This is a genomic window from Psychroflexus montanilacus (assembly GCF_020164535.1).
GTDB classification, from domain to species: Bacteria; Bacteroidota; Bacteroidia; order Flavobacteriales; family Flavobacteriaceae; genus Psychroflexus; species Psychroflexus montanilacus.
The window spans coordinates 99,237-125,292 of sequence record NZ_JAIQZC010000005.1; the positions used below are offsets into that span (position 1 = coordinate 99,237).

A 26,056-nucleotide genomic window follows, 5' to 3' on the forward strand; every position below is an offset into this window, starting at 1 on the left:
GTAAATTTAATAGAAAACTCTTAACAATAAGTACTTATCCAAAAATCTGTTTACTCTTTTTTCAGACTAGTTTCCTGAACTTTCATTTTTTGCATTTCAGATTTATGGTAATCTACTGGACTGCCGAAGGCCATCTGAAAAGCATGCTTCGCAGATTTTGCTTTGGTAATGTCTTTAAAGAGAGCTACCCATTCATGAAAAACTAGTGTAAATGGATTATAAGTTTTTATTGGTTTTGTGATTCCATAAACTGGTTTCTCTACTTCAGGCTCAAACGTTCCAAAAATTCTGTCCCAAATGATTAAAGTTGATCCATAATTTTTATCCAGATACTTTTCATTTTTGGAATGATGAACTCTGTGATGAGATGGAGTTGTAAAGATGTATTCGATAGGTTTTGGTAATTTCTTGATGTATTCTGTATGGATCCAGAATTGGTATAGCACTTCAATCTGGTGAACTACCAAAAACACAAAAGGATGGAATCCCATTAAAATCACAGGTAAAAAGAAAATGATTTTAAGATTTTGTGTCCAGGAAAGTCTGAAAGATGTTGATAGATTGTAGTATTCAGAATTGTGGTGTACAACGTGAGTCGACCACCAGAAGCGCTGTTCGTGAGCGATCCTGTGCGACCAGTATCTCACAAAATCTAAAGCAATAAAACAAAGAATAAAAGACCACCAGGTCATCGGAATGTAAAAAGGAGTCAGGTTGTAAAAGAATAAGAAAAAGGCAAAAACTCCAAGCTTCATGACACCATTTAAAAGGATATTGACAACACCTATAAAAGTGGAAGCCATAAAATCTTTTCCTTCGTAAAGTTTCTTATTTTGTTTATAGCTAAAATAAGATTCCAAAGCTACCAAAGTAAACATCACAGGAGCTGCAATCCATATTATGGTTGTAAAATCCAAGTTTGCAACATCCTCTAAACTTATTTTGACTTTATCCATCGGGTTTTTTTCGCAAACATAAAGAATGTGAAACTTAATTCATTTGTTTTATGTTAAATTTACTAGTCTAGGCTTAATTTTAAAATCTGTTTAGTCTTTTCAGGCTAGGTAAGTACAGGAAGCGAGTCAATTAAGTTTTTAATCTCATTGGAAAGTTTTTGCTTCTGACTTTCGAATTCTTTTTTGTTTTTGATTTTTGACTTTTCAATTTTCAAAGCACAGTCAGATAGAGAAGTTGCACCAAGATTCAAAGCTGTACCTTTTACTTTATGAGCTAGTTTTTTTAAGGTGTCTTCCTCTTCAACTTCCATTAAATCTATTAACGTCTCGTTGAGGGTTTCATCTGCCAACTTAATGAGTTCATTAAAAAACATTTCATTATGACCAATCATTTCCATTAAATGTTCTTTTTCAAAAGCTCCTGGTTCATCCTTTTTCTTTATTTCGGATTCCTTTTCCTTTGTCTGTGGTTCTATGCTTTTTTCACTAATCTTTATAGAAAACTTTAAAATGATATTTCTAATAGATTCCTGTAAAATTGGCTTGGAAATATAATCGTCCATGCCAGCTTCCAGACACTTTTCTTTTGTTCCCTTCACCGTTCCTGCTGTTATTGCTATGATGGGGACAGTTTTACCATTTTTTTCTGCTCTAATCGCTCGTGTTAACTCATATCCATTCATATTTGGCATTTGAATATCTGAGAATATTATGTCTGGTTGGTGTTTTTTAAATAAGCTAAACGCTTTATGTCCATCTTCGGCTTCAAAAATTTCTACATCGCTATAAATATTTTTTAGATAAGATTTTATCAATTCCATATTGATAAGGTTATCTTCAGCAACCAAAAATTTAAGATGAGCAGTTTCTTCAAGAATTTCCAATTCAAGCTTATTTTCTTGGCTTGTACTTAGATTTAATTTTTCATCAGAAAAGACTTGCATTAAATCTCCTTTTTTTATGGGTTTGGTGATGAGTTGATCAAAGTGTTTAAGAAAATTCTTTTCCTCATATTCCTCAGTAGAATTGGATCTGCTCAACAGGACAAAGCGGACATTTTTTGACTTGCTATGCGTTTTTAACCTGGAAACCAAATGGCATGATTCATCAATGGAGCATTCCTGATTTATAAAAATGACTTCTGGAGATATGTCTGTCATTTTAGTTGAGGCACTATCCAGATTTTTTACGTAATTAATTTTTACATCAAAGGACTTTAAGTGATTTTTGATAGTTTCAAAATGCTCTTTCACAGTAGAAATGACAAGAATATTTTTAAAATTATCTATGTTTTGTATTTCTTTTTCTTTGTTATATTCGGACTGTAGGGCGACCTCAAAATAGAATTTACTACCTTGACCAATCTTACTTTTCAGTCTTAATTTACTATTCATTAAATTCAATATCTTATCAGATATAGCCAGGCCTAAACCAGTACCACCGTATTTCTTTGTAACTGATGTATCTTCCTGGATAAAAGCATTAAAAATTTTCTTCTGGTTTTCTTTAGCAATACCAATTCCAGAATCTTCAACAGAAAATATCAAATTGGACAGATGATTGGCTTTACTTTTGAAAGATATGCTGAGTTTTACGAAGCCTTTATTGGTGAATTTTATTGAATTATTGATGAGATTCATTAAAATTTGTTTGATCCTAACCCCGTCTATCCAAACATAATCAGGAACTTTTTCTTCAACAATCAAAATGAGTTCCAGACCCTTCTTGTGAGCTTCATACTTGGTCAGGTCTGCAACCTCCTCTACAATAGATAGTAGACTTGTTTTTGCTGTGTCCAGCTGAAGTTTTCCTGATTCGATCTTTGAAAAATCCAAAACGTCATTGATTAAATCCAGAAGAATATTAGCCGATTGAAATACTGTTTTCATATACTGATGTTGCACCTCATTGAGTGGGGTTTTCATCAATAAGTCAGAAAATCCGATAACTCCATTTAGAGGTGTTCTGATTTCATGACTCATGTTTGCCACAAATTCGGATTTGGCCTGACTAGCTTTTACTGCTTCAGTTTTAGAATTCTTTAATTTTTTCTCAATTCTTTTCTGTTCGGTAACATCTTGCAAAGTAGATATAACAATGCGTTTTCCATTTTTGTCGAAGTGGATGAGGCCATTGATAACAACGGTGAGTAATTTTCCTGATTTCGTTCTAATTACCCTTTCCAAGGGTCCTATTTTTTTAAGATCCTTAAGGTAGTTGATTTGCTTACTGTCAGTTTGAGTTATTTGTTTCTCTGGAGTGATGGTCCAGATGCTCATACCGAGGATTTCTTCTTCATCATAGCCTATCATGTCCTGCATAGCTTTGTTGACATCAAGGAATTCTCCAGAAGCAAAATCTGTAATTACTATCCCTATGGGTGAGAGCTCAAAAATATTTTTAAACTGTTGTACATTCTGCTTTAGCTCTTTTTCCAGGGCCTTTTTATCTGAAATATCTTGGTGGGTACCAAACATCCACTCTGGTTTTCCATCATCAGTCCAGGAAATTACTTTCCCTTTGTCCAATACCCAAATCCAATGTCCTAACCTGTGTTTTAGGCGTAATTCTATTTGATAAAATTCTGTTTTACCTTCAAAGTGCTCCTGAAGCTTTAAATCACTTTTTCTCAAATCATCGGGATGGGTTGCTTTGTTCCAAACTTCAATAGAATTTACTAAAGGTATTTCTCTGGTGGTATAACCGAGCATATCAACAAATCTGTTATTAAATACGGCTTCACCAGTTTGAACGTTCCATTCCCATGTACCAAGATTGGTAGCATTGATGATATCATTAAGTCGTCCTCTTTCTTTTTTGAGTTTTTCCTTAGTGTTTTTTATTTCTGTTATGTCCTGAAACGATCCATAGACACCAATACATTCACCATCAACGATTTCTGGTTTGATATTAACAAGTGCCCAGATGGGTTTTTTTTTGGCCGTAAGTGCTTCAAACTCTCCTGTATAAGAGGTGTTGAATTTTATACATTCAATAACCTTCTGATTGATTTTCTCTAAACTTTTGCCATCTTTGAAAAAATTCTTCGCTTCATCAATTGTAGGTTGGATGTGACCATCTATTTCTGCAATATCTTTAAGAATAGGAGTCCAAAACAATTCTTCTTTATTCACATCATAACGCCAACCTCCAACTCTGGCAAGACTCTCTGCTTCATTGAAAAGGTTATTGATAAGCTTAAGGTTTTTCTCAGCTTTTTTACGGTCTGTGACATCTCGTATTACGCATAGTATTTCAGATTCAAAATTTTCTCTTTGTATAACAGTCACATTCATGCTGAACCACTTCTGAGTACCGTTTCTGTTCAGATCATACTCAACAGGAATGCTAGAATTATAAAGCTTACTTGCCTTTACAGCTAACTTAAGCTGGTACACAAGTTTTTTGTCGATTTCTAAATTGTCTAAATGCTGACCAATAAAACTGGATTTGTCTACGAGTAAGTTATCTTCTCTTCCATAAAACTCTATGAATTTGTAATTGGAATCCAGCAAAAAGACCATGTCTCCAGTATTGTTGAGCAAAGTTTGAAACCTGCTCTTCCCATCAGAAATACTTTCATTGAGTTCTTTGAGTTCAAGTCTCTCCTTATGCGCTATGATTTTATCCATCACTTCTTCAGAAAGTTGATCAAGAATCTCTTTTTGGTCTTTTGTAAGGTCTTTTGGTTTGGAATCAAACACACAAATGGTTCCTAAAGCATAACCTTCATCATCGACAATTGATTTTCCTGCATAAAACTTAACGCTTGGATTGTTTTGTGAGGCTTTTATAATTTTAGGATCTTTTTCCCTATCTACATCCGGGATCACTTTAAGTTTTTCCGGATTGTCGATAGTCAAATTGCAAAATGTGTTTTCCCTGGAGAATTCTTTTTTGTCGTGGTTATAACTTGATTTTATCCATAACCTTTTATCATCAATAAAACTGATATGTGCATAAGAACAATCACAGACTATCGCTGCGATTTTCGCAAGCCGATCAAAACTTTTGTCTTTTTCAGAATCAATAATCTTATAGTTATAAAGTGCTTTCAGTCTGTCTTTTTCCATACCAATAAAATACCAACATAAATTTAAGATATAATTTAGAATACAGCAATGTTAATCATGAAAAAAAGGCAATTAATATAAAATAATTGCCTTTAGCTTATCATTGTGATTGGTAAATTGTAATCAGAAATTTTTGAAAATCTATATGCTTGTCAAGTTTTCACTTAGTGTTGTAATGAATTTTTTGATTGGATTTTTGATCATCATAGCCATCATGCTATTGAATTCTCCTTCAAAAATCAATTGAACTTCAGATTGGCTTTCAGCAATAGCTTCTATCTCACCTCTCAATGTAAAAGGAAGTTTGTCACTTGCTGCAGCGAGAACTACAAGGTGGTGAGGTTCAGTTTTATCAAGTTTAAGTTTTATAGCGGGCATTCCTTTCAATTGAAAAAGAAAACTTTCTTCGGAAAGCATTTCAAATTTTTCAATTCCTTCTGGCATTAGTTTTTCAAAATTTTCTACATTTTTAAGAAACTCATAGGTTTCTTTTTGACTTTTGGCTACGGTTTTCTTTTCGCTTTCTATGTGCATAGTTAGTGGTTCCAGTTGGCAGGATCTTTTCGCCAGGTTTTTAATAGTTCAACTTCAGTTTTATTAAGATAATTGGTTTTGTAAGCTTCTTCTAAAAGGATGTCATAATTCCCCAAGGTATAGACATCCAAATGTTCGTCTTTGAAAGATTGTTCTGAAGCTTCAAAGCCGTAGGTGAAAATAGCCATCATTCCTTTTATATTGGCTTGGCCTTCATTTTTTAAAGCATTCACAGCATTTAAACTGCTTTTTCCTGTACTGATTAGATCTTCTATGACAACTACATTGGCATGAGGGTCCAGTTTTCCTTCAATTTGATTTTGTCTGCCATGTTTTTTGGGCTCAGGTCTTACATATACAAAAGGCAAACCCAGATAGTCTGCAATAATAGCTCCTATACCGATAGCTCCAGTAGCAACTCCAGCAATCACATCTGGTTTACCAAAAAGCGTTTCTATAGGTTTTGCCATTTCTGAAACTATGAAATTTCGGATTGGCGGATAGGATAAGATTATTCTGTTGTCGCAATAAATAGGAGATTTTAAGCCACTTGCCCAAGTAAATGGCTCTTGTGGATTTAATTTTATTGCGTTAATTTGCAGCAAAAGCTCTGCTGTTTTATGGGCTGTATTTTCATCTAAAATCATAGTTGCAAATGTATAAAGTTTTCGTGAATGATGTGCCAATAATATTGTCCACTCAAGAAAATATAGGTTCAAACTACACCAATATTCCCATAAAAAAAGCAAAACTAAAACGACTCATCCGCCAAATAGAGTCAGGAGAACTAGCTTATCTAAATCTTTATCACAAAAAGGAACATAAACTTTTAAAACACCTTAAGAAAAAGCTCAAAGTGATTGTAGCTGGTGGTGGTTTGGTGTATAATTCCAGCAATGAAATCCTCTTTATTTATCGAAATAAAAAATGGGATTTGCCCAAAGGAAAAGCCGAAAAAGGGGAGGACATTGAGCAAACAGCGCTGAGGGAAGTTGAAGAAGAAACACATGTAGAAGGTTTGGAAATTGTTTCCTTTTTACAAACTACCTACCACATTATCAACCGTAATTCCAAGTACAAGCTAAAGGAAACTCATTGGTTTGAAATGAAAACTGACTTTGATGGTGACCTCATTCCAGAAATTGCTGAAGGTATAAAAAAAGCCAAATGGAAAAATTTCGAGCAAACCCAAAAGGCTCTCAAGAAATCTTATGCCAACATCAAACTATTATTTCCAAAAGAATATTTAGTTCAGCACCCGAACGATAGGGTAAGTTAAATGCGCCGATTCATAATGCTTTGAATGTTTGTGGATCCAGTTCAGTTGCGCGTACCAATTCCTAGCAAATTCAGCATCCTTTTTTTGCTTTTCTTCAAATTCAGCTTTTAACTCGGGATTTTTTTCAAAAATGGTGAGAGCTAAATCTTCGAAAACGTAGGGAGAAAAGCCTTCCTTTTGCTGAAGAATACTATCAAAGAAATTCCAGTTGAAAAACGAATCTACGGCCACAGGTTCCAAAGTTTCAATAATGTAGCGTAATCCAGGCTGATCTACTTTTACCACCACATCGCCTTGAGAGTACTGTTTTTCTAGAATTTTGGAAGAGACCTTAGTTTCAGAATGCAAATAATGACCTTCGTAGGCAGACGATCGGGTTTTAAAATCTACGATTCTGTATTCTTCAATTTCCACCAACGTATCCTTTGCAAAACGCTCATAATCGATACCATTCCATTTCAGCAACTCTATCACATGAGACCATTGCTTTGGAATGATGTAAGCTTTTGGAATAGAAACAGAGTCTGTTGCTTTAAACTGATTATAATAGCTTACTTCCTTCTCGTAAGGTTTATCTTTTCTGAATTTAATTCTTGGTAGCTTAGTGATTTCGCTTGTTGAGCTTTCAAGTTCGTAACCTAAAAAGTTAAAGCGACTATGGCTTGACGAATCTACCTGAAAGTTAAGAGGATAGACTTTAGCCTTAGAAAACTGTTGAAAGTTATGTTCTCTTGCTTTTTGTATACTGCTTTTTTGTACGTGAGAAACTTCTACTAAAGTTTTGAGCATTTCAAACGTGCCTTCTACGCGCTTAGGATAAGGTTTTAGCATGTGTGTTTCAATCATTAAACCCAGTGTGTTCCACAATGTAGTATAACCAGAGGAGTACCTTGGTGAATCGTTAAACTGAGTAAATCCCTTTGTTGGACTTTCATTGAAGACATTCACATAAGGAGTGATTTCCCATTCTTTTTCTTTCAATTGGCTTTCAACTTCAGGGATAAATTGATTTTCCAATTGTTTACCTAATTGACCACCGAGCTTATTATGCTGAGTGAAAAGATGGGTAAGAGTATATTGATAATCGGCTCCGTTACTAACGTGAGTGTCAACAAAAACATCTGGATTGACCTCATGAAAAATACTGTAAAAAGCTTTGCTATTTTTGGTATCCGATTTCATGAAATCTCTATTGAGATCGTAGTTTTTTGCATTTCCTCTGAAGCCATATTCAGATGGACCACTCTGATTGGTTCTTGAATGTGAATTTCTATTTAAAGCCCCTCCGATGTTATAAATAGGAATAGCATGTAATACTACATCGTTTGGTAGTGACCAATCACCATTGGATAAATCCTTAAAAAGCAGCATGGTCGCATCTATTCCATCAGACTCACCAGGATGAATTCCATTGTTAATCAAAAGCTTTAATGAGTTTTCTTCCAAATCTTTAGGAGTAAACTTAACTAGGTGAAGGGGTTTGCCACTATCAGTTTCATAAACTTCTTCCATCGAAATTCTATCGTCTTTATCTGATAGAAATTCATAAAATTTAATAACTTCCTCATAAGTGGAAGTAGAGTCCCCTCCAGATCGTTCAAAAGCAATTTCAAATTCTGATGAGGATTCATCAGAGGTGTCCTTTTTGGTTGTAGTTTCACATGAGAATATGAAAATGGAAATAAGAAGTAGCAATCCGTATTTTGACATTAGTATTTTTTTAGAATTTAAGCTTTTTAATTCGTTTACATTTGAAGTTCTAAAAATAAGCACTTGAAACAGTTTAGCATCATTATCTTTTTTATTTCGGGCATAATTTTTTCTCAAAGTCAAAAAGACACGACCTCATTGGAAGAAGTCAATCTTAAAACTTCACTTGAAATAGAGAAAGCATACCAAGCACAATCCAATATTTCTTTTTTGAAACAGGAAGAGTTGTTGCAATCCAATCAAACTACCATAACGCCTATTTTAAATAAAATTCCGGGGATTTATATGCAGCAAGGTGGAATCAATACTACTAAAATCAATATCCGAGGAATAGGAGCCAGAGCACAATTTGAAACCAATCGGCTTAAGTTATATTATAACAATATACCCTTAAGCACAGCCAATGGGACATCTATATTACATGACATCGATCTAACCACCATTTCTGAAGTAAAAGTTATTAAAGGACCTCAGGCAACCGAATTTGGTGCTGGACTTGGAGGCGTCATTCAGCTAGAATCGGTACTCAAAGATCAAACCTACGCTGAATCAGAGTTGCTTGTTGGAAGTTTTGATCTTCTAAAACAAAACTATTCGCTCAATGTTTCAGAAGGAAATAAAAGAATAAATCTGACTTATAACAATCTCAGTTCTGGTGGTTTTAGAGAAAACAGTAATTACCAGAGAGAGTCTTATTTTTTAAATTCAGAGTGGGATTTGTCTGAAACTTCAAAACTGCAATTGGTAGGACAAGTCATTCAATTAAAAGGCTTCATACCAAGTTCTCTTGGCAGAACCAATTTTGAAGAAAACCCCACTCAAGCCGCTTTTACCTGGGGTCAGGCCAGGGGATATGAGTCTTACACCAGAGGAGTAGTGGGTCTTAATTATTCCAATCAAATAGGTTCCAACATTCAGCAAAATACAGCGGTGTTTACCAACATTCGAGACGCATACGAGCCAAGACCCTTCGATATTTTACAGGAAAAAAATACAGGGATTGGTCTTAGACATACCACTGAAGTTGATTTTGATTTATTCGGGCTTAACTCAAGGTTGAACATTGGTGGCGAATTTTTACGAGACGATTTCGACGTAGCTACTTTTGAAAACAGATACCAAGAGAATGAAGGTCGAGGAACATTACAAGGAGAAACGCTGTCAGATTTAAATCAGAAAAGGCAATACATAGAAGGTTTTGCAACACTTGATGTTTCATTGGCTAGAAAAATGGACTTAAAGTTAGGCCTGGCGACCAATAAAACGTCTTACGAAATCAACGATCAATTTTCGAGCCCAGAGAATTCTCAGACTGGGGATTATGATTACGATCAAGTCTGGTTACCAAACTTAGTTGGGACCTATTCAATATCCAATAATCAAAAGATTTCAGCATCTGTAAGTAAAGGTTTCTCTGTACCAACAGTAGAACAAAGTTTAACAGAAGAAGGTGTGTTTAATACTGAACTAGACCCCGAAATAGGCTGGAATTATGAGATTGGCTATAAAGCCAAATGGTTTCAGGAAAAATTGTTTACAGAAGTCAGCGCATACTATATGGATGTAGATAATTTGTTGGTAGCTAGACGTGTAGCGGAAGACCGCTTTGTTGGAATAAATGCAGGTTCCACTTCTCACCCTGGAATAGAGTTTTCTATCAAATCGAACCTTAATTACCAATCCTGGCTAAAATTACAGCCTTATTTTAATGGTAGTTTCAATTTTTATGAATTTGATGAATTTGTAGATCAGGGTGAATCATTTTCAGGAAACGATCTTACAGGAGTGCCCTCTCAACAATTCAGTTTTGGTCTGGATGCACAGATAGGAGATAGGTTTTATTTATATTTCCAAACCAATGCGGTTTCAGAAATCCCTGTGAACGATGCTAATACTGAATTTGCTGAATCTTATGCTTTCTCAAATGTGAAGCTAGAATATAGATTCCCAATTTTAAACACACTTTCAGCAAGAGTGAACCTAGGAATGAATAACGCATTTAATGAGAAGTACGCTTCAAGTATAGTTACTAACGCAGTCGGCTTTGGAGGTAGTGAACCGAGGTATTTCTACCCCGGTGAACCTAGAAATTACTTCGGAAGTTTAGCTTTAAATTATACGTTCTAAAACCAAGGCTAAATTTATATAGTCTAATTTCTTATCTCTAACATCTATTAGTCTAGTTGTCTAAATAATCAATAGCTAACTGCGTCAAACTTTTGACACCTAAAAGCATTCCATCATCATCAATCATAAAATCTGGTGTGTGGTGGGGATAGGGCGTTTCGTTTCCAGGAGTCATGCCTCCAAGGAAAAAGTAAAACCCAGGTACTTCTTCTTGAAAAAAAGAAAAATCTTCACCTCCTGTAGTTGCTTTTACAAGCTCAACTTTATCTTCACCAGCTAGTTTTTGTAGAGTTGGAAGCATGTTTGCAGTCAACTCCAGGTCATTATAGGTAATGGCGGTGTTGTTTTGAAAAGTGATTTCAGCATCTCCACCATAAGCTTTAGCAATGGCAGGAACCATCTCATTCATCCGTCTGATGACCATTTCGCGCATATCTGGATCTAAGGTCCTTACTGTTCCTATCAACTCGGCAGATTCTGGAATCACATTAAAACGTGTTCCGGCAGTGATTTTACCAACGGTTATGACCGCGGGCTCATCTACTAATTTTGCTTCACGGCTAATGATGGTTTGTAAGCCGTCTATGATTTTTGCTGAAATCAAAATAGGATCCACACCCGTCCATGGAGCAGAACCATGAGAACCTTTTCCTTTTACATCGATGACAAATCGCTCAACCGCTGCCATTGTTCCACCTGGCTTATACCTTATGGTACCGACTGGAGTAGATGAATTGATGTGTAACCCAAAAATAGCATCAACATCAGGATTGTTTAAAACACCTTCTTCTATCATTAAGCTGGCACCTCCTTTTTCTCCAGGAGGAGGTCCTTCCTCAGCAGGCTGAAAAATAAATTTTACACTGCCGTTTAATAAATGTTTGTTTTTGACTAAAACTTCGGCTACTCCCATTAAAATAGCTGTGTGCGTATCGTGTCCACAGGCATGCATTACGCCAGTTTCAGTACCTAGAAATTCTGTCACCACTTCACTTTTGAAAGGCAAATCATTGCGTTCAGTTACTGGTAAAGCGTCAATATCTGCCCTTAAAGCCACAACTTTACCTGGTTTTTCACCTTTAAGGGTAGCTACTACTCCTGTATGTGCAACTCCAGTCTGAACGTCAAGACCAAGACTTTCAAGATGTTTTGCAATTTTTTCTGCGGTTTTAAATTCTCTATTGGATAATTCTGGATTTTGATGAAAATCATGTCTCCAGTCAATGACTTGTTTTTCAATGGATTCTATGTCTTTCAAAAGTTTTGAATCCATTTGTGAAAATGCATTTGCAAAACACAAAATACATAATGTTGATAGTAAAAATTTCATAGTTAAAATATTTATAGTTTAATAAGCGTATAGTTCTCTTTGTGGAGTTGGATATGCATAGACATAGCTGATAAGGCTAATTTAACTTTAGGATGCATCATTTCTCTCGTTATTTTTCTGCTTTTTGCAGATTGACCACATAAGACAATGTCTACACCCTCTTCCTCAAGAACAGTTAGGAGGTCATAATTTGGATTTTTCAAGCCCTCTTCTTGATGATGAGCCGCATATTCTTCGTGAGTGAATAAATCAAAGATAGCCGAACCGTGAACAACCAAAACCGCCTTAACCTTATTGTTTTCTAATTTTGGAGCTCGGTGAAGCTGAAGATATCTTGCTACGGTGACAAACTTTCTGTTAGCTTCAGTTGTAGACTTGGAAATATCTGCTACATCAAAATCTACTTTGAAGTCTTGATTCAAATCAATATCTATATCGGCATCTTCAACTTCAAATACAGGACCATAAAAATCGAGGTCTTCTGAAGTTTGAGAATAACTCAAAATCATAGTTAAACACAAAATGCCAAAGAATAATTTTTTCATGGATTTAAGATTTTACGACTACAGATTCCGGGACAAGACTTGAGTAGTCACCTTTGTGGCGGATAACATCTCGTACAATAGAGGAGGAGATATAGCTTTTTCCACTAGAGGTGAGCAGGAATACAGTTTCAATTTTTTCCAGTTTTCTATTGGTGTGAGCGATGGCTTTTTCAAATTCAAAATCGGCTGGATTCCTCAATCCTCTTAAAATAAAATTGGCCTCATTTTCTTTACAGTAATTTACCGTCAATCCCTTATAAGTATCTACTTTTATTTTTGGTTCATCTTTGAAGGTGTTTTCAAGGAAAGCTCTTCTTTCTTCCAAAGTAAACATGTATTTTTTTTCTGAATTAACTCCAATTGCCAAAATGATTTCGTCAAAAAGGGTGAGTCCTCTCATGATAATATCGTAGTGTCCAATGGTGACAGGGTCGAAAGATCCAGGAAAAACAGCTCGTTTCATAAATTAAAATTTGTTCTAAGATACTTAAAAGTCAATTAGTCTTCAAAGTTTTCAATTGCAACTTCTATAGCACTTGTAAATAAGTCTTGAAGTGAAATACCTGCAGCTTTTGCTTGCTGAGGTAATATGCTGGCTTCAGTTAAACCGGGACAAGCATTACATTCCAAGAAATGCGGTTCGTTGTTATGAAAAATAAATTCTGACCGTGTTAATCCTTTAAGTTTGAGTAGTTTAAATATTTTGACAGCGAGATTTTGAACTTCCTCTGTTTGTGCTTTGCTTAAATTTGCAGGGGTGATCTCTTTAGATTTACCTAGGTACTTGGCTTCAAAATCAAAAAATTCATTTTCAGAAATAATTTCAGTTATTGGCAAAGCCTGGGTTTCATTACCAATATTAATCACGCCTACACTTACTTCACGACCATCCAAAAATGATTCTATTATCACTTCATCATCTTCTTTAAACGAATGGTCTAAAGCTGCTAGGATATCCTCTTTTTTCTTCACTTTAGAGATGCCATAACTACTTCCAGCCCGATTAGCCTTCACAAAACACGGTAAACCTACGTGGTCAATAATCGCCTGAGTGTCAATGTCATCTCCTTTGTTGATATACACATTCTTGGCTGTTTGAATACCATGAGCTTTCAAAACAGAAATACAATCTCTTTTATTAAACGTAAGTGCTGCCTGATAATAGTCGCAAGCAGTTTGTGGGATTTTTAAAGTCTGTAGGTAACCCTGAAACAAACCATCCTCTCCTGGTGTTCCATGGATCGTGTTAAACACACAATCAAAATGAATGGTAATGTCCTTGATTCTTACCGAAAAATTGGATTTATCAATTATAAATTCCTCCCCAGCATCAGTTTTTACAAACCATTTTTCTTTTAGAATATGTGCTCTGTAGACGTCAAATTTGGGGTTCGCCGATAAATGTTTATAAACAACTTCTCCACTTTTAAGTGAAATTTCTGCTTCGCTGGAATAACCGCCCATGGCTACGGCTATGGTTTTTTTCATTTTTAAAAATTTGTTCAAATATAGCCTTCTAAATTTGAATTAAGACCGACAGGATTTCCAGATCACATCATCAGGAGGCATTGCTTCAAATGTGATATTCTCTTTTCGAACGGGATGAGTAATCATTAGTTTTCTGGCATGAAGATGTATGCTTCCATCTTTATTACTTCGGTCAAATCCGTACTTCAGATCTCCTTTTATTGGTGAGCCAATCGCTGATAACTGACTTCTAATCTGATGATGCCTTCCAGTTTCTAAGGCGATTTCCAGAAGATAATAATTATCTAGAGATTTCTTCAGCACATAGGAGAGTACAGCCTCTTTTGCCCCAGGAACAGGTTTGATGTGTGCGTAGGATTTATTTTGCTTCGGATTTCGTTTCAGATAATGCATAAGTCTTGCAGAGTCTTGTTTTGGTTTATTCTTAACCACAGCCCAGTATGTTTTTTCTGTTTCTCGATTGGCAAACGCTTTATTTAGTCTGCTAAGTGCCTTTGAGGTTTTAGCAAAAACTACTATGCCACTTGTGGGTCTGTCCAGTCTATGTACAACGCCAAGATATGCATCTCCAGGCTTATTATATTTCTCTTTCAGATACAGCTTCACAACTTCACTTAAAGGTAAGTCACCAGTCTTGTCACCCTGCACTATGTCACCAGGTCTTTTATTGATGACAATGAGATGATTGTCTTCGAAGATGATTTGTAGGTTATTTGGGGTGGTGTGCATGAAGTTAAATTTGATGCCAATGTATTAGATTTTTGTTAGTTAACAAGCCTTTTGAAATTTGGCATTAACATTAATTAATAATATTTAGGGTTTTATTAAAATCTATGAAAAGCATTTTAATTTAACTTTAAGCAAAAAATAAATATCATGAAAAAAATTTACTTGGTTATTGTTAGTTTAATGATTACTTCCGTTAGTGCTCAAGGTTTGAGTGGAGAATTCACTGTTGGTGATCTTGAGGCAGATTATGAAACTTTTACACAGATGATTTCAGATCTTCAGGAGGAAGGTGTTGGTGAAGGTGGAGCTACGTTCACAGTTGTTCCTGGAACATACTCCAATCCTATTATTTTGGAAGCTATTCCTGGTCTTTCTGAAACATCACCTCTTGTTATTACAGCAGAACCAGAAACTGTGTTTTTCAATATTATAGGAACATCATCTTCTTCTGATGCTGCAATTACAGTCAACTCTTTAAGTCACATTACCTTTGAGAACCTCAATATAAGAGATATTGGTACTGAGGGTAATGAACTTGAAAGGGGCTTTAGTTTTGCAGGCTCATCAAGCGCAGGATGTTCATTTAATGTGATAAGAAATTGTTCAATTTTTTTAGGGGCCAGTGGTGATAGACCCTTAGCATCAAGTAGGGCGATTAGATTTGCTTCCAATGCGGATAGCCAGGAAGCAGCTAATAGTAACAACATTATTGATAATGTTAGTATTGATAATAGTGGTAGCGGTATCCAGTTTTTGGCTTCAGCAGATTTCTTTGGTAGGGTAGATTTTGAAGATGAAAACAATCAAATCATTAACTGTACTTTTGGAAGTGAAGCAAGTTTAGGTCACGACGAGAGTAGTGGTGCATTTGCAATAAACACACTCGGGAATAGAGGTATGATTATAAAGAATAATGTTATTGATAGTATTACAAACTTAAACTCTTTTCCTGCACTACCTGTGAGTACTTCAGGAATTAGTATTGATTCAGGTTCAGGTGAAATAAGTCAGAATGTAATTAATTACATTGAGCGTGAAGGTACACCAGGAAGTGTTTTTGGTATTCGTGTAAGTACTATTTCCGATGAAACTACTTTGATAGCAAATAATAAAATTTCAGGATTGGTGAGAAGTGAGTTCACCGGACCTACTAGTGACCCAACAATTTATTTAAATGGAATTTGGATTTTTGAACAAGATGGTAACCTAGGTTTAGCTAGAGTATTACATAACACAATTGTCTTAGACCGTGAAGACCCGGTGAGCTATCCTTCAGCAGGAGTCCAATTAAGAAGTGGGTCTACAGGTCAGCCACCTGCAGAAATTTTTAATAACCTGATTAGCAATTCTATTTCTACAACAGATCCTATATATAGATCTTATGCGCTCGTAGACGGAAACCTGGAAAGGGGAATTTTAACAGCTGATTATAATCTTTTATTTGCTGACGGTGAAAATGGATTTTTGGGAAGCATTGGCAGAAGATTAGGTGCTGACGAAGAGTTTACCAATGATTTAGAAGAATTTATCCTTATTTCTGAAACCAATGAAAATAGTGTGAGTTTCACTCCGGAATTTGTGGATACAGATCAAAATGACTTTAGTATTTCTCCTGAAGTTGAAAATCCGCGTGACTATGTTGTACCTAGAATACCAGAAATTGATGAAGATATTCTTGGTACTATGAGAGAAATGGAAGAAACTTATTTAGGCGCTTATGAGGGAACCGTTTTTCTTTCTATTAATTCACCTATATCCAAAACTGATTTAAGTGTCTATCCAAACCCTGCTAATAATTTTATTTCTTTAGAATTACCTGGTTTAGTTTTAGATTCAAATTCTAAGCTTCAACTTTTCAATTTGAATGGACAACTTGTTTTCGAGAAATCAATTCAGGATCGAAATAGTCTTGAAAATATTCAAATCAATTCCCTTAAATCTGGATTGTATATCGTAAAGTTCACAAATAAATCTCAATCATTAACTGAAAAATTAATGGTTCAGTAAATAAATAATAGCACAAACTAAAAGCGCTATCAGATCAGATAGCGCTTTTTTAATATCTCTAATTTGAGACTATTTATGTCTGAATCACCCCAAGATTAAAATCTTTAGTAATTGGCGCGTGATTAGCAACATCAATTCCGTTAGAAATCCATTTCCTTGTATCCAAAGGTTCTATAACAGCATCTGTCCATAATCTGGCTGCTGCAAAGTAAGGACTAGTCTGCTCATCGTAGTTATTTTTGATTTTGTCGTAAAGCTCTTTTTCCTTCTCTTCGGTTATTTTTTCACCTTTGGCTTTAAGTCTGGAAGTTTCTATTGAAAGTAGAACCTTAGCTGCAGAATTACCACTCATCACAGCCAACTCTGCACTTGGCCAGGCAAAAATTAACCGTGGATCGTAAGCTTTACCACACATAGCATAATTTCCAGCACCGTAAGAGTTTCCTATAATCACTGTAAATTTAGGCACCACCGAATTACTCACTGCATTTACCATTTTGGCCCCATCTTTTATAATACCGCCGTGTTCACTTTTACTGCCTACCATAAATCCAGTCACATCCTGAACAAATACCAGGGGAATTTTCTTCTGATTGCAATTAGCTATAAAACGAGTGGCTTTATCGGCAGAATCGCTGTAAATCACACCTCCAAACTGCATTTCTCCGTTTTTGGTTTTTACGATTTTTCGCTGATTGGCCACAATCCCAACGGCCCAGCCATCTATTCTGGCGTAGCCTGTAATAATTGTTTGTCCATATCCTGCTTTGTATTCCTCAAATTCTGAATCATCGACCAGACGCTCAATAATTGGCATCATATCATATTGGTCACTTCGCTTGGCGGGAAGCAAGCCATAAATTTCTTTGGGGTCCAGTTTTGGTTTCTTAGGAGATTTTCGATTAAAGCCTGCTTTATCAAAATCACCAATCTTATCTACAATATTTTTGATTTTAGTTAGCGCATCTTTATCGTCTTTCGCTTTATAATCGGTTACGCCGCTTATTTCACAATGCGTTGTAGCTCCTCCGAGTGTTTCATTATCTATGCTTTCACCAATCGCGGCCTTTACCAAGTAACTACCAGCTAAAAATATACTTCCTGTCTTGTCTACAATCATCGCCTCGTCGCTCATAATGGGCAAGTAAGCACCACCTGCCACACAACTTCCCATCACTGCAGAAATTTGTGTGATACCCATACTGCTCATCACCGCATTGTTTCTAAAGATCCTTCCGAAATGCTCTTTGTCGGGAAAAATTTCATCCTGCATAGGAAGATAAACTCCTGCACTATCAACTAGGTAAATGATCGGTAATCTGTTTTCAATTGAAATTTCCTGAGCTCTTAAATTCTTCTTACCTGTAATTGGGAACCAGGCACCAGCTTTTACCGTGGCGTCATTGGCTACGACAATCACTTTTTTACCAGAGACTTTTCCAATCTTTACTACAACACCTCCTCCAGGGCATCCGCCGTGTTCTTCATACATGCCATCACCAGCAAAAGCTCCAATCTCTATGCTATCTGTAGCATCGTCAAGCAAAAAGTCGATACGTTCTCTGGCTGTCATTTTACCTTTACTATGGTGTTTTTCAATTTTTTTCTCACCACCGCCAAGACTCACTTTAGCAAATTTGCTTCTTAGGTCGGAGACTAAAAGCTTATTATGATCTTCGTTTTTATTGAATTTTATATCCATGTAATATGTTCTAAAGGTTGAGTCGCTAAAATACAAAACCAATCTTATAAACCTTAAACGTTTTCGCTTACTCTTGCTTTATTTTTATTCTGAACTTACCTTCGTTTACCTTTAGTAGTCGTTATTTAACTTAATTTAAACGCGTTAGACTCTTGTTAATAGACTTCTTATTCTAAATTTGGCACTTATTTAGACAGAGTGACCAAAAACCAATCTACTTCCCGGCCATTACATAAAAGAATTCTAAGAATTATTCTAAGAATTCTGCTCAGTCTATTCGTCCTTTTTGTAGTGTTGATAATCTTCATAAGAAGTCCTTGGGGTCAAGATATCATTGTTGGTAAAGTCACAGATTACATCAGTGAAAAGATTGACACCAAATTCGATATTGGTAAGCTTTATATTACTTTCAATGGGAATGTTACTCTGGAAGATTTATACCTGGAAGATAGATCTCAGGACACTTTAGTCTATTCCAAATACCTTGAAGCTAATGTACCTTTTCGTCCGCTTTTATTTGGCGATGAGATAAAAATAGATTTGGTCGACTGGCGGGGTTTAAAAGCCAATGTTTATAGAAAAGACAGTCTGGAAGGCTTTAACTTTCAATATATCATAGATGCGTTTGCCCCTGAAGAAGAGACTTCTGCTGAAAATGAAAATACCTCAGGAGGTACAACTCAATTTTCTCTTGGCAGAATTTCCTTCACAGATTTTGATCTGAGTTATTTTGATGAGGTGACGGGAATGGATGCAGAATTGATTTTGGGGACTTTTGAACTTGAATCCAAAAGCATTGATTTAGAAGAGATGAAGTTTCATTTGGCTGAAATCAATCTAACAGAAACCGAGATTTCCTATTCTCAGTTTAAACCTTCGTCACCTTCAGAAGAGCAAGAAGAATCTCAACTCCCTTGGATTATTATAGATGATTTATCCATAGAAGACGTCAATTTAATGTATGATTCTTCTCCAGATGGAATTGCTTCAGAAGTTTATGTGAATGATTTTGCATTCTCAGACCTGGATGTTAATCTTGAAAATCAGGTGATTTCTTTAAATGAGCTAGCCTGGAAAGACAGTAGTCTTATGCTGGAAATGGAATCGAAACCCACTACTTCCGATGATTCTGAAGGTGTGACTGAATCTAAGTCGAGTTTTTCCTGGCCAGAATGGAAAATAGACATTGATGAAATTGATTTTCAAAATCATAAACTAGAATTCTATCAAAATGGAAAGCGACCTAAAAAGGGAGAATTTTCAGCTGAAGCCTTAGCTTTCGAGGCGTTCTTTTTTAAGCTAAAAGACATTCATGTGTCTAAAGAAGAAAGCCTGAAGTTCAACCTCAAGGAGTTTCGATTTAAGGAGAAGAGCGGTTTGGTTTTAGATGAATTGAAAGTAGAAACGGAATTGAATTCAGAAGAAACTAGTTTGACTAACTTTAGACTTAGACTCAATAATAGTTTGCTTTATGCTAATTTAAAATTGAATTACTCTTCCCTGGAGGAACTTATAAATTCGCCGACAAATTCAGTCATTGCTCTTGATGTAAAAAGCCTGAAGGCAGATGTGAAAGATGCTTATGCGTTTGCACCAGACCTTAAAAACAATGAGCAGATCGCAAATCTTGCTGAACATAACTTTGAAGGAAATTTTCAAGCTCAGGGAGATCTTGAAAGGCTTAATATTATTGAGTTCAAACTCAATTGGGGACAAAACACTGGACTTTCCCTCAACGGAAATCTGAGTCATTTCACTGAAACAGAAAAGTTAGGTTTTGAATTGAAAAACCTTAAGGCCTCCTCAACTAAGAAAGATTTATCCAGATTTGTTTCAGAGAAAGATCTTGGGATATCGCTGCCAAAATCTGTAGTTCTAGCGGGAGATTTCACCAAACAGGGAAATGACTTTTCAAGTAAAAGTCAGCTCAAAACTTCATTGGGAACTATTCAACTTGATGGGTTTTTCAATTCTACAAACAACATCGATTATAAAGTTGGGTTTGATATAAAAGCGCTTCAACTTGGAGAACTTCTCAAAAATGATCAGCTTGGAGATTTGACTATGCAACTGAAATCTACTGGAAAAGGTAACTCTCTCAACGAACTTTCTGCGGAACTTTCCTCAACAATAGATAGCATCAAGTGGAATACATATACGTTTTCAGGCATAGAGATTGAAGGTGATTTAGACAACGGCAAAGGCGACGTGAAATTTGATTATAGTGACGAAAACCTTCAGTTTGATTTTGTTTCCAATATTGAATTGGATTCAGTTTCACCTAAGATTGATTTGGTGTTCAATCTTGATGGAATTCGAACTAAAGAATTTGGGTTGACACCCAAAGATTTACGGGCTAAGGTCTTAGCCAAAATTCAGTTTGAAGGCAACTCAGACAAGTTTCAGCTAGATGCGCAACTGGAAGATGGTCTGGTGGTTTACGACAACGATCCTTATTATTTAGGCAACTTCGACCTCTCTTCAAAAGTGGATTCTACTTCAACGGAGGCGGAAATGTCAAGCCAATTTCTAAATGGCAACTTTAAAGCTAATGCGGGTATTAATGGAATTTCTTCAGCTTTGCAAAACCACTTTCAAAAATACGCCAGAGACACAACTGCGGTAGAGAAGTCTAATCGACCAGTAGATTTTGATCTGGAAATGACTTTTATCGATTCTCCTATTTTATCTGAAGTGTTTTTAGACGGTTTGAATCAAATGGACACCCTCAGGGCTTCCATTCACTTTCATGAAGAGGAAGATGAATTGACTTCCAAGTTAGACCTGCCGTATGTGAATTTTCAGGATAATGAAGTACAAGGCCTAAGTTTGAACGTTAAATCTAATGGTAGTAGCGCTAGTTTCGATTTTGGATTTGATAATATTCTTGCTGGACCAGTGGATATTGCAAAAACTAAACTTTCTGGTGAATTTAAAGATCGTCAACTTAGCTTAGGTCTTGATGCATTCAAAGAAGAAAAAGATTTCTTTAGTTCTTTAGTTTCGATTAAGTTTGAGGAGGACGATTTGTATAAAATCAATGTGTCCTCAGAAAAATTGATTTTAAACGGCTCACCCTGGAATATCCCAAGTGATAATGAAATCACATATCAAAAAGACTCGTTGAAAGTTTCCAATTTTAAATTGAATAGAAATGCTCAAGAAATTGAACTTACAGATGCCTTAGATTTTGAAAAACCTCACTTCGGAATTGTTTTCGATAATTTCAAATTATCAACAATTACCAGTTACTTCAATCCAGATGAAAAAATAGCAGGAGGTAAGTTGAGTGGCAATTTGGTCTTGATCGAACCTTTAGTCTCCAACGGATTGGTTTCCAGCCTCAAGATTGAAGATTTAGAATTCACCGAGGTTCCTCTGGGTAATTTAACTTTAAAAGCAGAAGCGACCAAAAATGACGATTACGAACTCGATTTGAGCTTAAAAGACGGCGGGATAGAACTTGCTGCCAATGGTATTTACCACACCAATGCGACAGAAACCGATGTTGACTTGAACATTGATCTTAGAAAAATAGAAATGCAAACCATAGAAATGTTTGCCTCAGAGGTGATCAAAAATTCTAAAGGGCAATTGAATGGTAAGTTTTCTATTGATGGAACACCTCAGGATCTAAATTATGAAGGTTTCTTAGCATTTGATGATGTTCAGTTCAATCTCCAGAGTTTAAATACACTCTTTCAGCTGAAAAACGAAAGAATTGATTTAACCAAAAATAAAATCAAATTAGATAATTTCACAATTGCAGATAAGGAAGACAACACCTTTGCCGCCAATGGAACGGTTGATATTGAAGAGATCATCAACCCAAAATTTGACCTTACTTTTGATGCAAAGGACTTTCAGCTGCTGAATTCCACTGTAGAAGATAATGACCTGTATTATGGAAATTTGGTTTTTGACGCCTCTGCCCAACTGAAAGGTAATCTTGATTTCCCGAAAGTAGATTTAGATTTGACTATCAAAGAAAGTACAGACTTAACTTATATCGTTCCAGAATCTCAGGCTAGTATTGAAGAGAGAGATGGGGTCGTTGTTTTTGTAAACAAACAAAACCCAGATGATATCTTAACGCAACAAGATGATGAGGATTTGGATGTTGTTATAACTGGAATAGACTTGAAAAGTGATATCAGTATTCAGAAGAAATCTAAAGTAAAGGTAGTTTTCAATAAGCGGACTCAAGATAATGTTACCGTTCAAGGTGGTGGAGATTTTAAATTTGATATCTCTAAAACCGGCAAAATGAATCTGGTAGGGAAGTATGAAGTTTCCAAAGGAAGTGTAGAGTTGAATTTATATAATATTGTTAAACGAAAATTTGATATCGCTTCATCAAGTTCAGTTACTTGGAGTGGAAATCCTTACAATGCTGATTTAGATTTACGTGCCATTTATAAAATTGAAACTGCCGCAAGTTCTTTGATGGCCTCACAAACTGCAGGAGAAAATGCAGCAGTTCAAAACAGATTTAAACAGCAACTTCCGTTTTACGTTTATTTGGATGTAGGTGGAGAGTTAACATCACCAGAATTAAATTTCAAACTGGACATGCCTGAAGACAAGCAAGGCGCTATCAATGGTTCAGTGTACGGTAGAATTAATCAAATCAACCAACAAGATGATCAGCTGAATAAACAGGTGTTTTCCTTATTGGTGCTCAACCGCTTTTATCCAGAATCTGGGAGCGATGGTAGCCAGGGTGGAGCAGCATCGATGGCGAGAGACAATGTGAACCAAGCGCTTTCAGATCAGCTCAATACTTTTTCTGATAAGCTTACGGGTAATTCTGGAATTTCACTCAATTTTGATGTCAATAGTTATACAGATTATCAAGGCGGGAGTGCACAAGATAGAACTGAAGTTGATGTTACTGCACAAAAGAAGCTAATGGATGACAGGTTGGTGGTAGAAGCTGGTAGCCAAATGAATGTCCAGGGTGACCAGAGACCTGGAGAAAGTCAGGCTGTAGTTGGCAATGTGAGTGTGGAATATCTGCTTACGGAAGATGGACGTTGGAAATTACGTGGATTTAGAAAAAGTGAGTATGAAAATGTGATAGACGGACAAGTCTTCGTGAGTGGAATTGCACTTATTTTCACTAGAGAATTCAATAAATTTAAAGTCCTTTGGGATAAAGCTTACCGAGAGTCCTTGGAAGAAAAGGAGCCAAAAGTAAAGTCTGAAGCCGATTCTGAAAAAGAGTCTGATGCAGAGAATGAGGAGAAAAAAAGCCAAGAATCTGAAAATGAATCCAATGAGTGATGCTTTGAAATTATCTCTATATGTAATCATTACAGTTTTTGTAGTGACTTCTTGTAGTGTCCAAAAATATCTGCCAGAGGATAAAACTTTATATACAGGTGCAGAAATTGAATTTGATGATAAAAATGGTAAAGATATCGGTAAGCTTGAAGCAAAACTGAAATCTGCTATATCAAGAAATACCAATTCTAAGTTTTTAGGAATGCGACCTGGGCTTTATTTTCATTTTAAGGCTAATAGGGAAAAACCTGGATTTATCAATAAATTTTTGAATAAACAAATTGGGGAAGATCCTTACTATTTTGAAAACATCGATGTAGAAGCCGCAGAAGATATTCTCAATAACCGTTTAGAGAACTCAGGTTATTTTGGTAGCCTTGTTAATTCTTCTATTGAAAAAGATTCTGCCGATCAGTCAACTTCTGTGAATTATTCTATTGTTTTGCCAGAACCTTATAAGCTAAAGTCCTATGAGTTGAATAAAACGCTTAACGATTCACTTCAGATTTATAAGGAGATTCAATCATCACTAGAAGAATCTGATATAAAAGAAAACAGCTTGTTTAATTTTAATTCACTAAAATCTGAACGTGAGCGTATAGACCAATACTTGAAAGAACGAGGTTATTATAATTTCAATTCAGATTTTTTGATTTTTGAAGCTGACACCAATGCTTATGATGATAGGAAATTCAACTTGTATTTAAGATTAAAAACTAAAGTGCCCGAAAAATCCTTAGTCCCATACGTGGTTGATGAGGTGAATATTCATCCAAACCGAAGTATATCTGATGAAGAAAAAAGCAAGGACACTGTCAATTTTGAAGGCTTTAATTTTATACAGGATTCTGTTTTTTTCAAACCAAAATTTTTGAAGCCTTATGTGTTAGTAAAACCTGGAGAAACTTATAACCCGAAGCTATCTAGATACACAAGCCGAAGACTTTCTTCCATAAGAACATACAAGTTTGTAAATATCGACTACAAGGAAAAAGATACAGTTACCGATGAAGAAGGAAAACGACATCTTAAAGCTGATATTTTTCTTTCTCCTATGAACAAAAGGTCCTTAAGATTAGAATTACAAGGCGTTACTAAATCTAACAACTTTGCCGGACCAAATTTAAGTGTTGTTTATTCAAATCGGAATCTGTTTCAGGGAGGAGAATTACTTAGGCTATCTCTGAACGGAGGTTATGAACAACAGTTTTTTGGAAGAACTGGTGATCAGGGCCTAAGCAGTATTCAATTAGGTTTAAATGCTTCACTTTTATTTCCACGTTTGATTTTTCCAATAGATCTTAATGAAAGCTTTGAATATGCGATTCCTAAAACTAAAGTGAGTTTAGGCTTGGATTATCTTAACAGGACTCAGTTATACACCTTAAGTTCAATCAACACTTCTTTTGGTTATATATGGGAAGGCAATAGTTTTGTTACTCACGAATTGCGGCCTATAAATTTAGAGTATGTAAGCCTCGGAAATACATCTGAGGAGTTTGAAGAAATTTTGGATAATAACCCTTTCTTAAGGCGAAGTTTTGAACAGCAATTTATTGCAGGACTCACGTATAGCTTCACCTATAACGAAATTAAGGATCAGTCCAAAAGTGGAGGCTTATACTTTGGTTTCAATTACGATATGGCCGGCAATGGGTTGAATCTTTTGGGGTCTCAAAATGAAGAGGGTCAAAATACCTTTATAGGTTTGGAGTATGCCCATTATTTTAAAGCAGACGTAGAATTAAGGTATCACCTCAAACTGGATCAAAATCGGCAAAAGTTAGTGGGACGTTTATTTGCAGGGGCAGGGCGACCAATGGGAACTACAGAGTCCTTGCCTTTTGTTAAACAATATTTTTCTGGAGGACCTTATAGCGTAAGGGCTTTTAGAATTAGATCACTTGGACCCGGGACTTTCTCTCCTGAGGACGGAAGCAATTCCTTTTTTGATCAATCTGGTGATATCAAACTGGAGGGAAATTTAGAGTATAGATTTCCAATTACAGAATACCTTAACGGTGCCTTTTTTGCAGACGCAGGAAACGTTTGGTTGGTTAATGACAATGAGGCAACTCCTGGTGGGGAATTCAGTTCAAATTTCATGAATGAACTCGGTGCTGGAGTAGGCTTTGGACTTCGGGTGGATATTCAGGGATTTGTGATTCGATTGGATCTTGCTGCACCTGTTAAAGAACCATCAACATCCTGGAATTTTGATTCGGCAAATCCAGTACTCAACTTTGCTATCGGTTATCCTTTCTAATCGATAGTGTTACTTTATTTTTAT

Annotated in this window: 16 protein-coding genes; 5 read left to right on the top strand and 11 right to left on the bottom strand. The window is 35.8% G+C overall.

The genetic code is table 11. The features are described 5' to 3' along the window. Window positions 1-50: 50 nt before the first annotated feature. The 4 genes from LB454_RS13215 to pyrE all read right to left on the bottom strand — a co-directional run bounded on the left by LB454_RS13215 (window position 51) and on the right by pyrE (window position 6,210). Window positions 51-956, bottom strand: a complete 906-nt coding sequence (locus tag LB454_RS13215; RefSeq protein WP_224465155.1) for a sterol desaturase family protein — start codon at window positions 954-956, stop codon at window positions 51-53. Window positions 957-1,060: 104 nt separating this feature from the next. Then, the gene (locus LB454_RS13220; RefSeq protein ID WP_224465156.1) at window positions 1,061-5,029 is read right to left on the bottom strand and encodes a PAS domain S-box protein; all 3,969 of its coding nucleotides are present in this window, start codon (window positions 5,027-5,029) and stop codon (window positions 1,061-1,063) included. A gap of 141 nt (window positions 5,030-5,170) precedes the next feature. Next, the gene (locus LB454_RS13225; protein ID WP_224465157.1) at window positions 5,171-5,563 is read right to left on the bottom strand and encodes an SRPBCC family protein; all 393 of its coding nucleotides are present in this window, start codon (window positions 5,561-5,563) and stop codon (window positions 5,171-5,173) included. A gap of 2 nt (window positions 5,564-5,565) precedes the next feature. Continuing rightward, window positions 5,566-6,210: an orotate phosphoribosyltransferase gene (gene pyrE / locus LB454_RS13230; RefSeq protein WP_224465158.1), complete on the bottom strand. Its 645-nt coding sequence runs from the start codon at window positions 6,208-6,210 to the stop codon at window positions 5,566-5,568. An 8-nt stretch (window positions 6,211-6,218) separates the two neighbouring features. Here pyrE and LB454_RS13235 point away from each other — a divergent pair, with 8 nt between their 5' ends. Then, window positions 6,219-6,842, top strand: a complete 624-nt coding sequence (locus LB454_RS13235) for an NUDIX hydrolase (protein ID WP_224465159.1) — start codon at window positions 6,219-6,221, stop codon at window positions 6,840-6,842. Here LB454_RS13235 and LB454_RS13240 read toward each other — a convergent pair. Beyond that, entirely contained in the window at window positions 6,810-8,552 is a 1,743-nt protein-coding gene (locus LB454_RS13240; RefSeq protein WP_224465160.1) for a M14 family metallopeptidase, read from the bottom strand. The two genes, LB454_RS13235 and LB454_RS13240, sit on opposite strands and share 33 nt — an antisense overlap. A 63-nt stretch (window positions 8,553-8,615) precedes the next feature. On the opposite strand from LB454_RS13240, the gene LB454_RS13245 reads away from it, so the two are divergent. After that, window positions 8,616-10,679, top strand: a complete 2,064-nt coding sequence (locus tag LB454_RS13245; protein WP_224465161.1) for a TonB-dependent receptor — start codon at window positions 8,616-8,618, stop codon at window positions 10,677-10,679. Window positions 10,680-10,731: 52 nt separating this feature from the next. On the opposite strand, the gene LB454_RS13250 is transcribed toward LB454_RS13245, so the two are convergent. The 5 genes from LB454_RS13250 to LB454_RS13270 are packed head-to-tail and all read right to left on the bottom strand — an operon-like array spanning window position 10,732 to window position 14,771. Next, window positions 10,732-12,009, bottom strand: coding sequence for an amidohydrolase (locus tag LB454_RS13250; protein WP_224465162.1), 1,278 nt, complete (start codon window positions 12,007-12,009; stop codon window positions 10,732-10,734). Between the two features lie 11 nt (window positions 12,010-12,020). Beyond that, window positions 12,021-12,554 carry a DsrE family protein gene (locus tag LB454_RS13255; protein ID WP_224465163.1) on the bottom strand — a complete coding sequence of 178 codons (534 nt, stop codon included), beginning with the start codon at window positions 12,552-12,554 and terminating at the stop codon, window positions 12,021-12,023. A gap of 4 nt (window positions 12,555-12,558) precedes the next feature. Next, a complete protein-coding gene (gene coaD, locus LB454_RS13260; RefSeq protein WP_224465164.1) occupies window positions 12,559-13,017 on the bottom strand; it encodes a pantetheine-phosphate adenylyltransferase in 459 nt (152 codons plus the stop codon). A 35-nt stretch (window positions 13,018-13,052) separates the two neighbouring features. Further along, entirely contained in the window at window positions 13,053-14,042 is a 990-nt protein-coding gene (locus LB454_RS13265; protein WP_224465165.1) for a D-alanine--D-alanine ligase, read from the bottom strand. Between the two features lie 39 nt (window positions 14,043-14,081). Then, a complete protein-coding gene (locus LB454_RS13270) occupies window positions 14,082-14,771 on the bottom strand; it encodes an RluA family pseudouridine synthase (RefSeq protein WP_224465166.1) in 690 nt (229 codons plus the stop codon). A gap of 147 nt (window positions 14,772-14,918) precedes the next feature. Here LB454_RS13270 and LB454_RS13275 point away from each other — a divergent pair, with 147 nt between their 5' ends. Then, on the top strand, window positions 14,919-16,778 hold the full coding sequence (locus tag LB454_RS13275; RefSeq protein WP_224465167.1) for a T9SS type A sorting domain-containing protein: 1,860 nt from the start codon (window positions 14,919-14,921) through the stop codon (window positions 16,776-16,778). 73 nt (window positions 16,779-16,851) lie between these two features. On the opposite strand, the gene LB454_RS13280 is transcribed toward LB454_RS13275, so the two are convergent. After that, on the bottom strand, window positions 16,852-18,480 hold the full coding sequence (locus LB454_RS13280) for an acyl-CoA carboxylase subunit beta (protein WP_224465168.1): 1,629 nt from the start codon (window positions 18,478-18,480) through the stop codon (window positions 16,852-16,854). A 291-nt stretch (window positions 18,481-18,771) separates the two neighbouring features. On the opposite strand from LB454_RS13280, the gene LB454_RS13285 reads away from it, so the two are divergent. Further along, on the top strand, window positions 18,772-23,766 hold the full coding sequence (locus LB454_RS13285; protein WP_224465169.1) for a translocation/assembly module TamB domain-containing protein: 4,995 nt from the start codon (window positions 18,772-18,774) through the stop codon (window positions 23,764-23,766). Further along, window positions 23,759-26,032 carry a translocation and assembly module lipoprotein TamL gene (gene tamL, locus LB454_RS13290; protein WP_224465170.1) on the top strand — a complete coding sequence of 758 codons (2,274 nt, stop codon included), beginning with the start codon at window positions 23,759-23,761 and terminating at the stop codon, window positions 26,030-26,032. The genes LB454_RS13285 and tamL overlap by 8 nt, the downstream gene beginning before the upstream one ends. Window positions 26,033-26,056 lie beyond the last annotated feature (24 nt).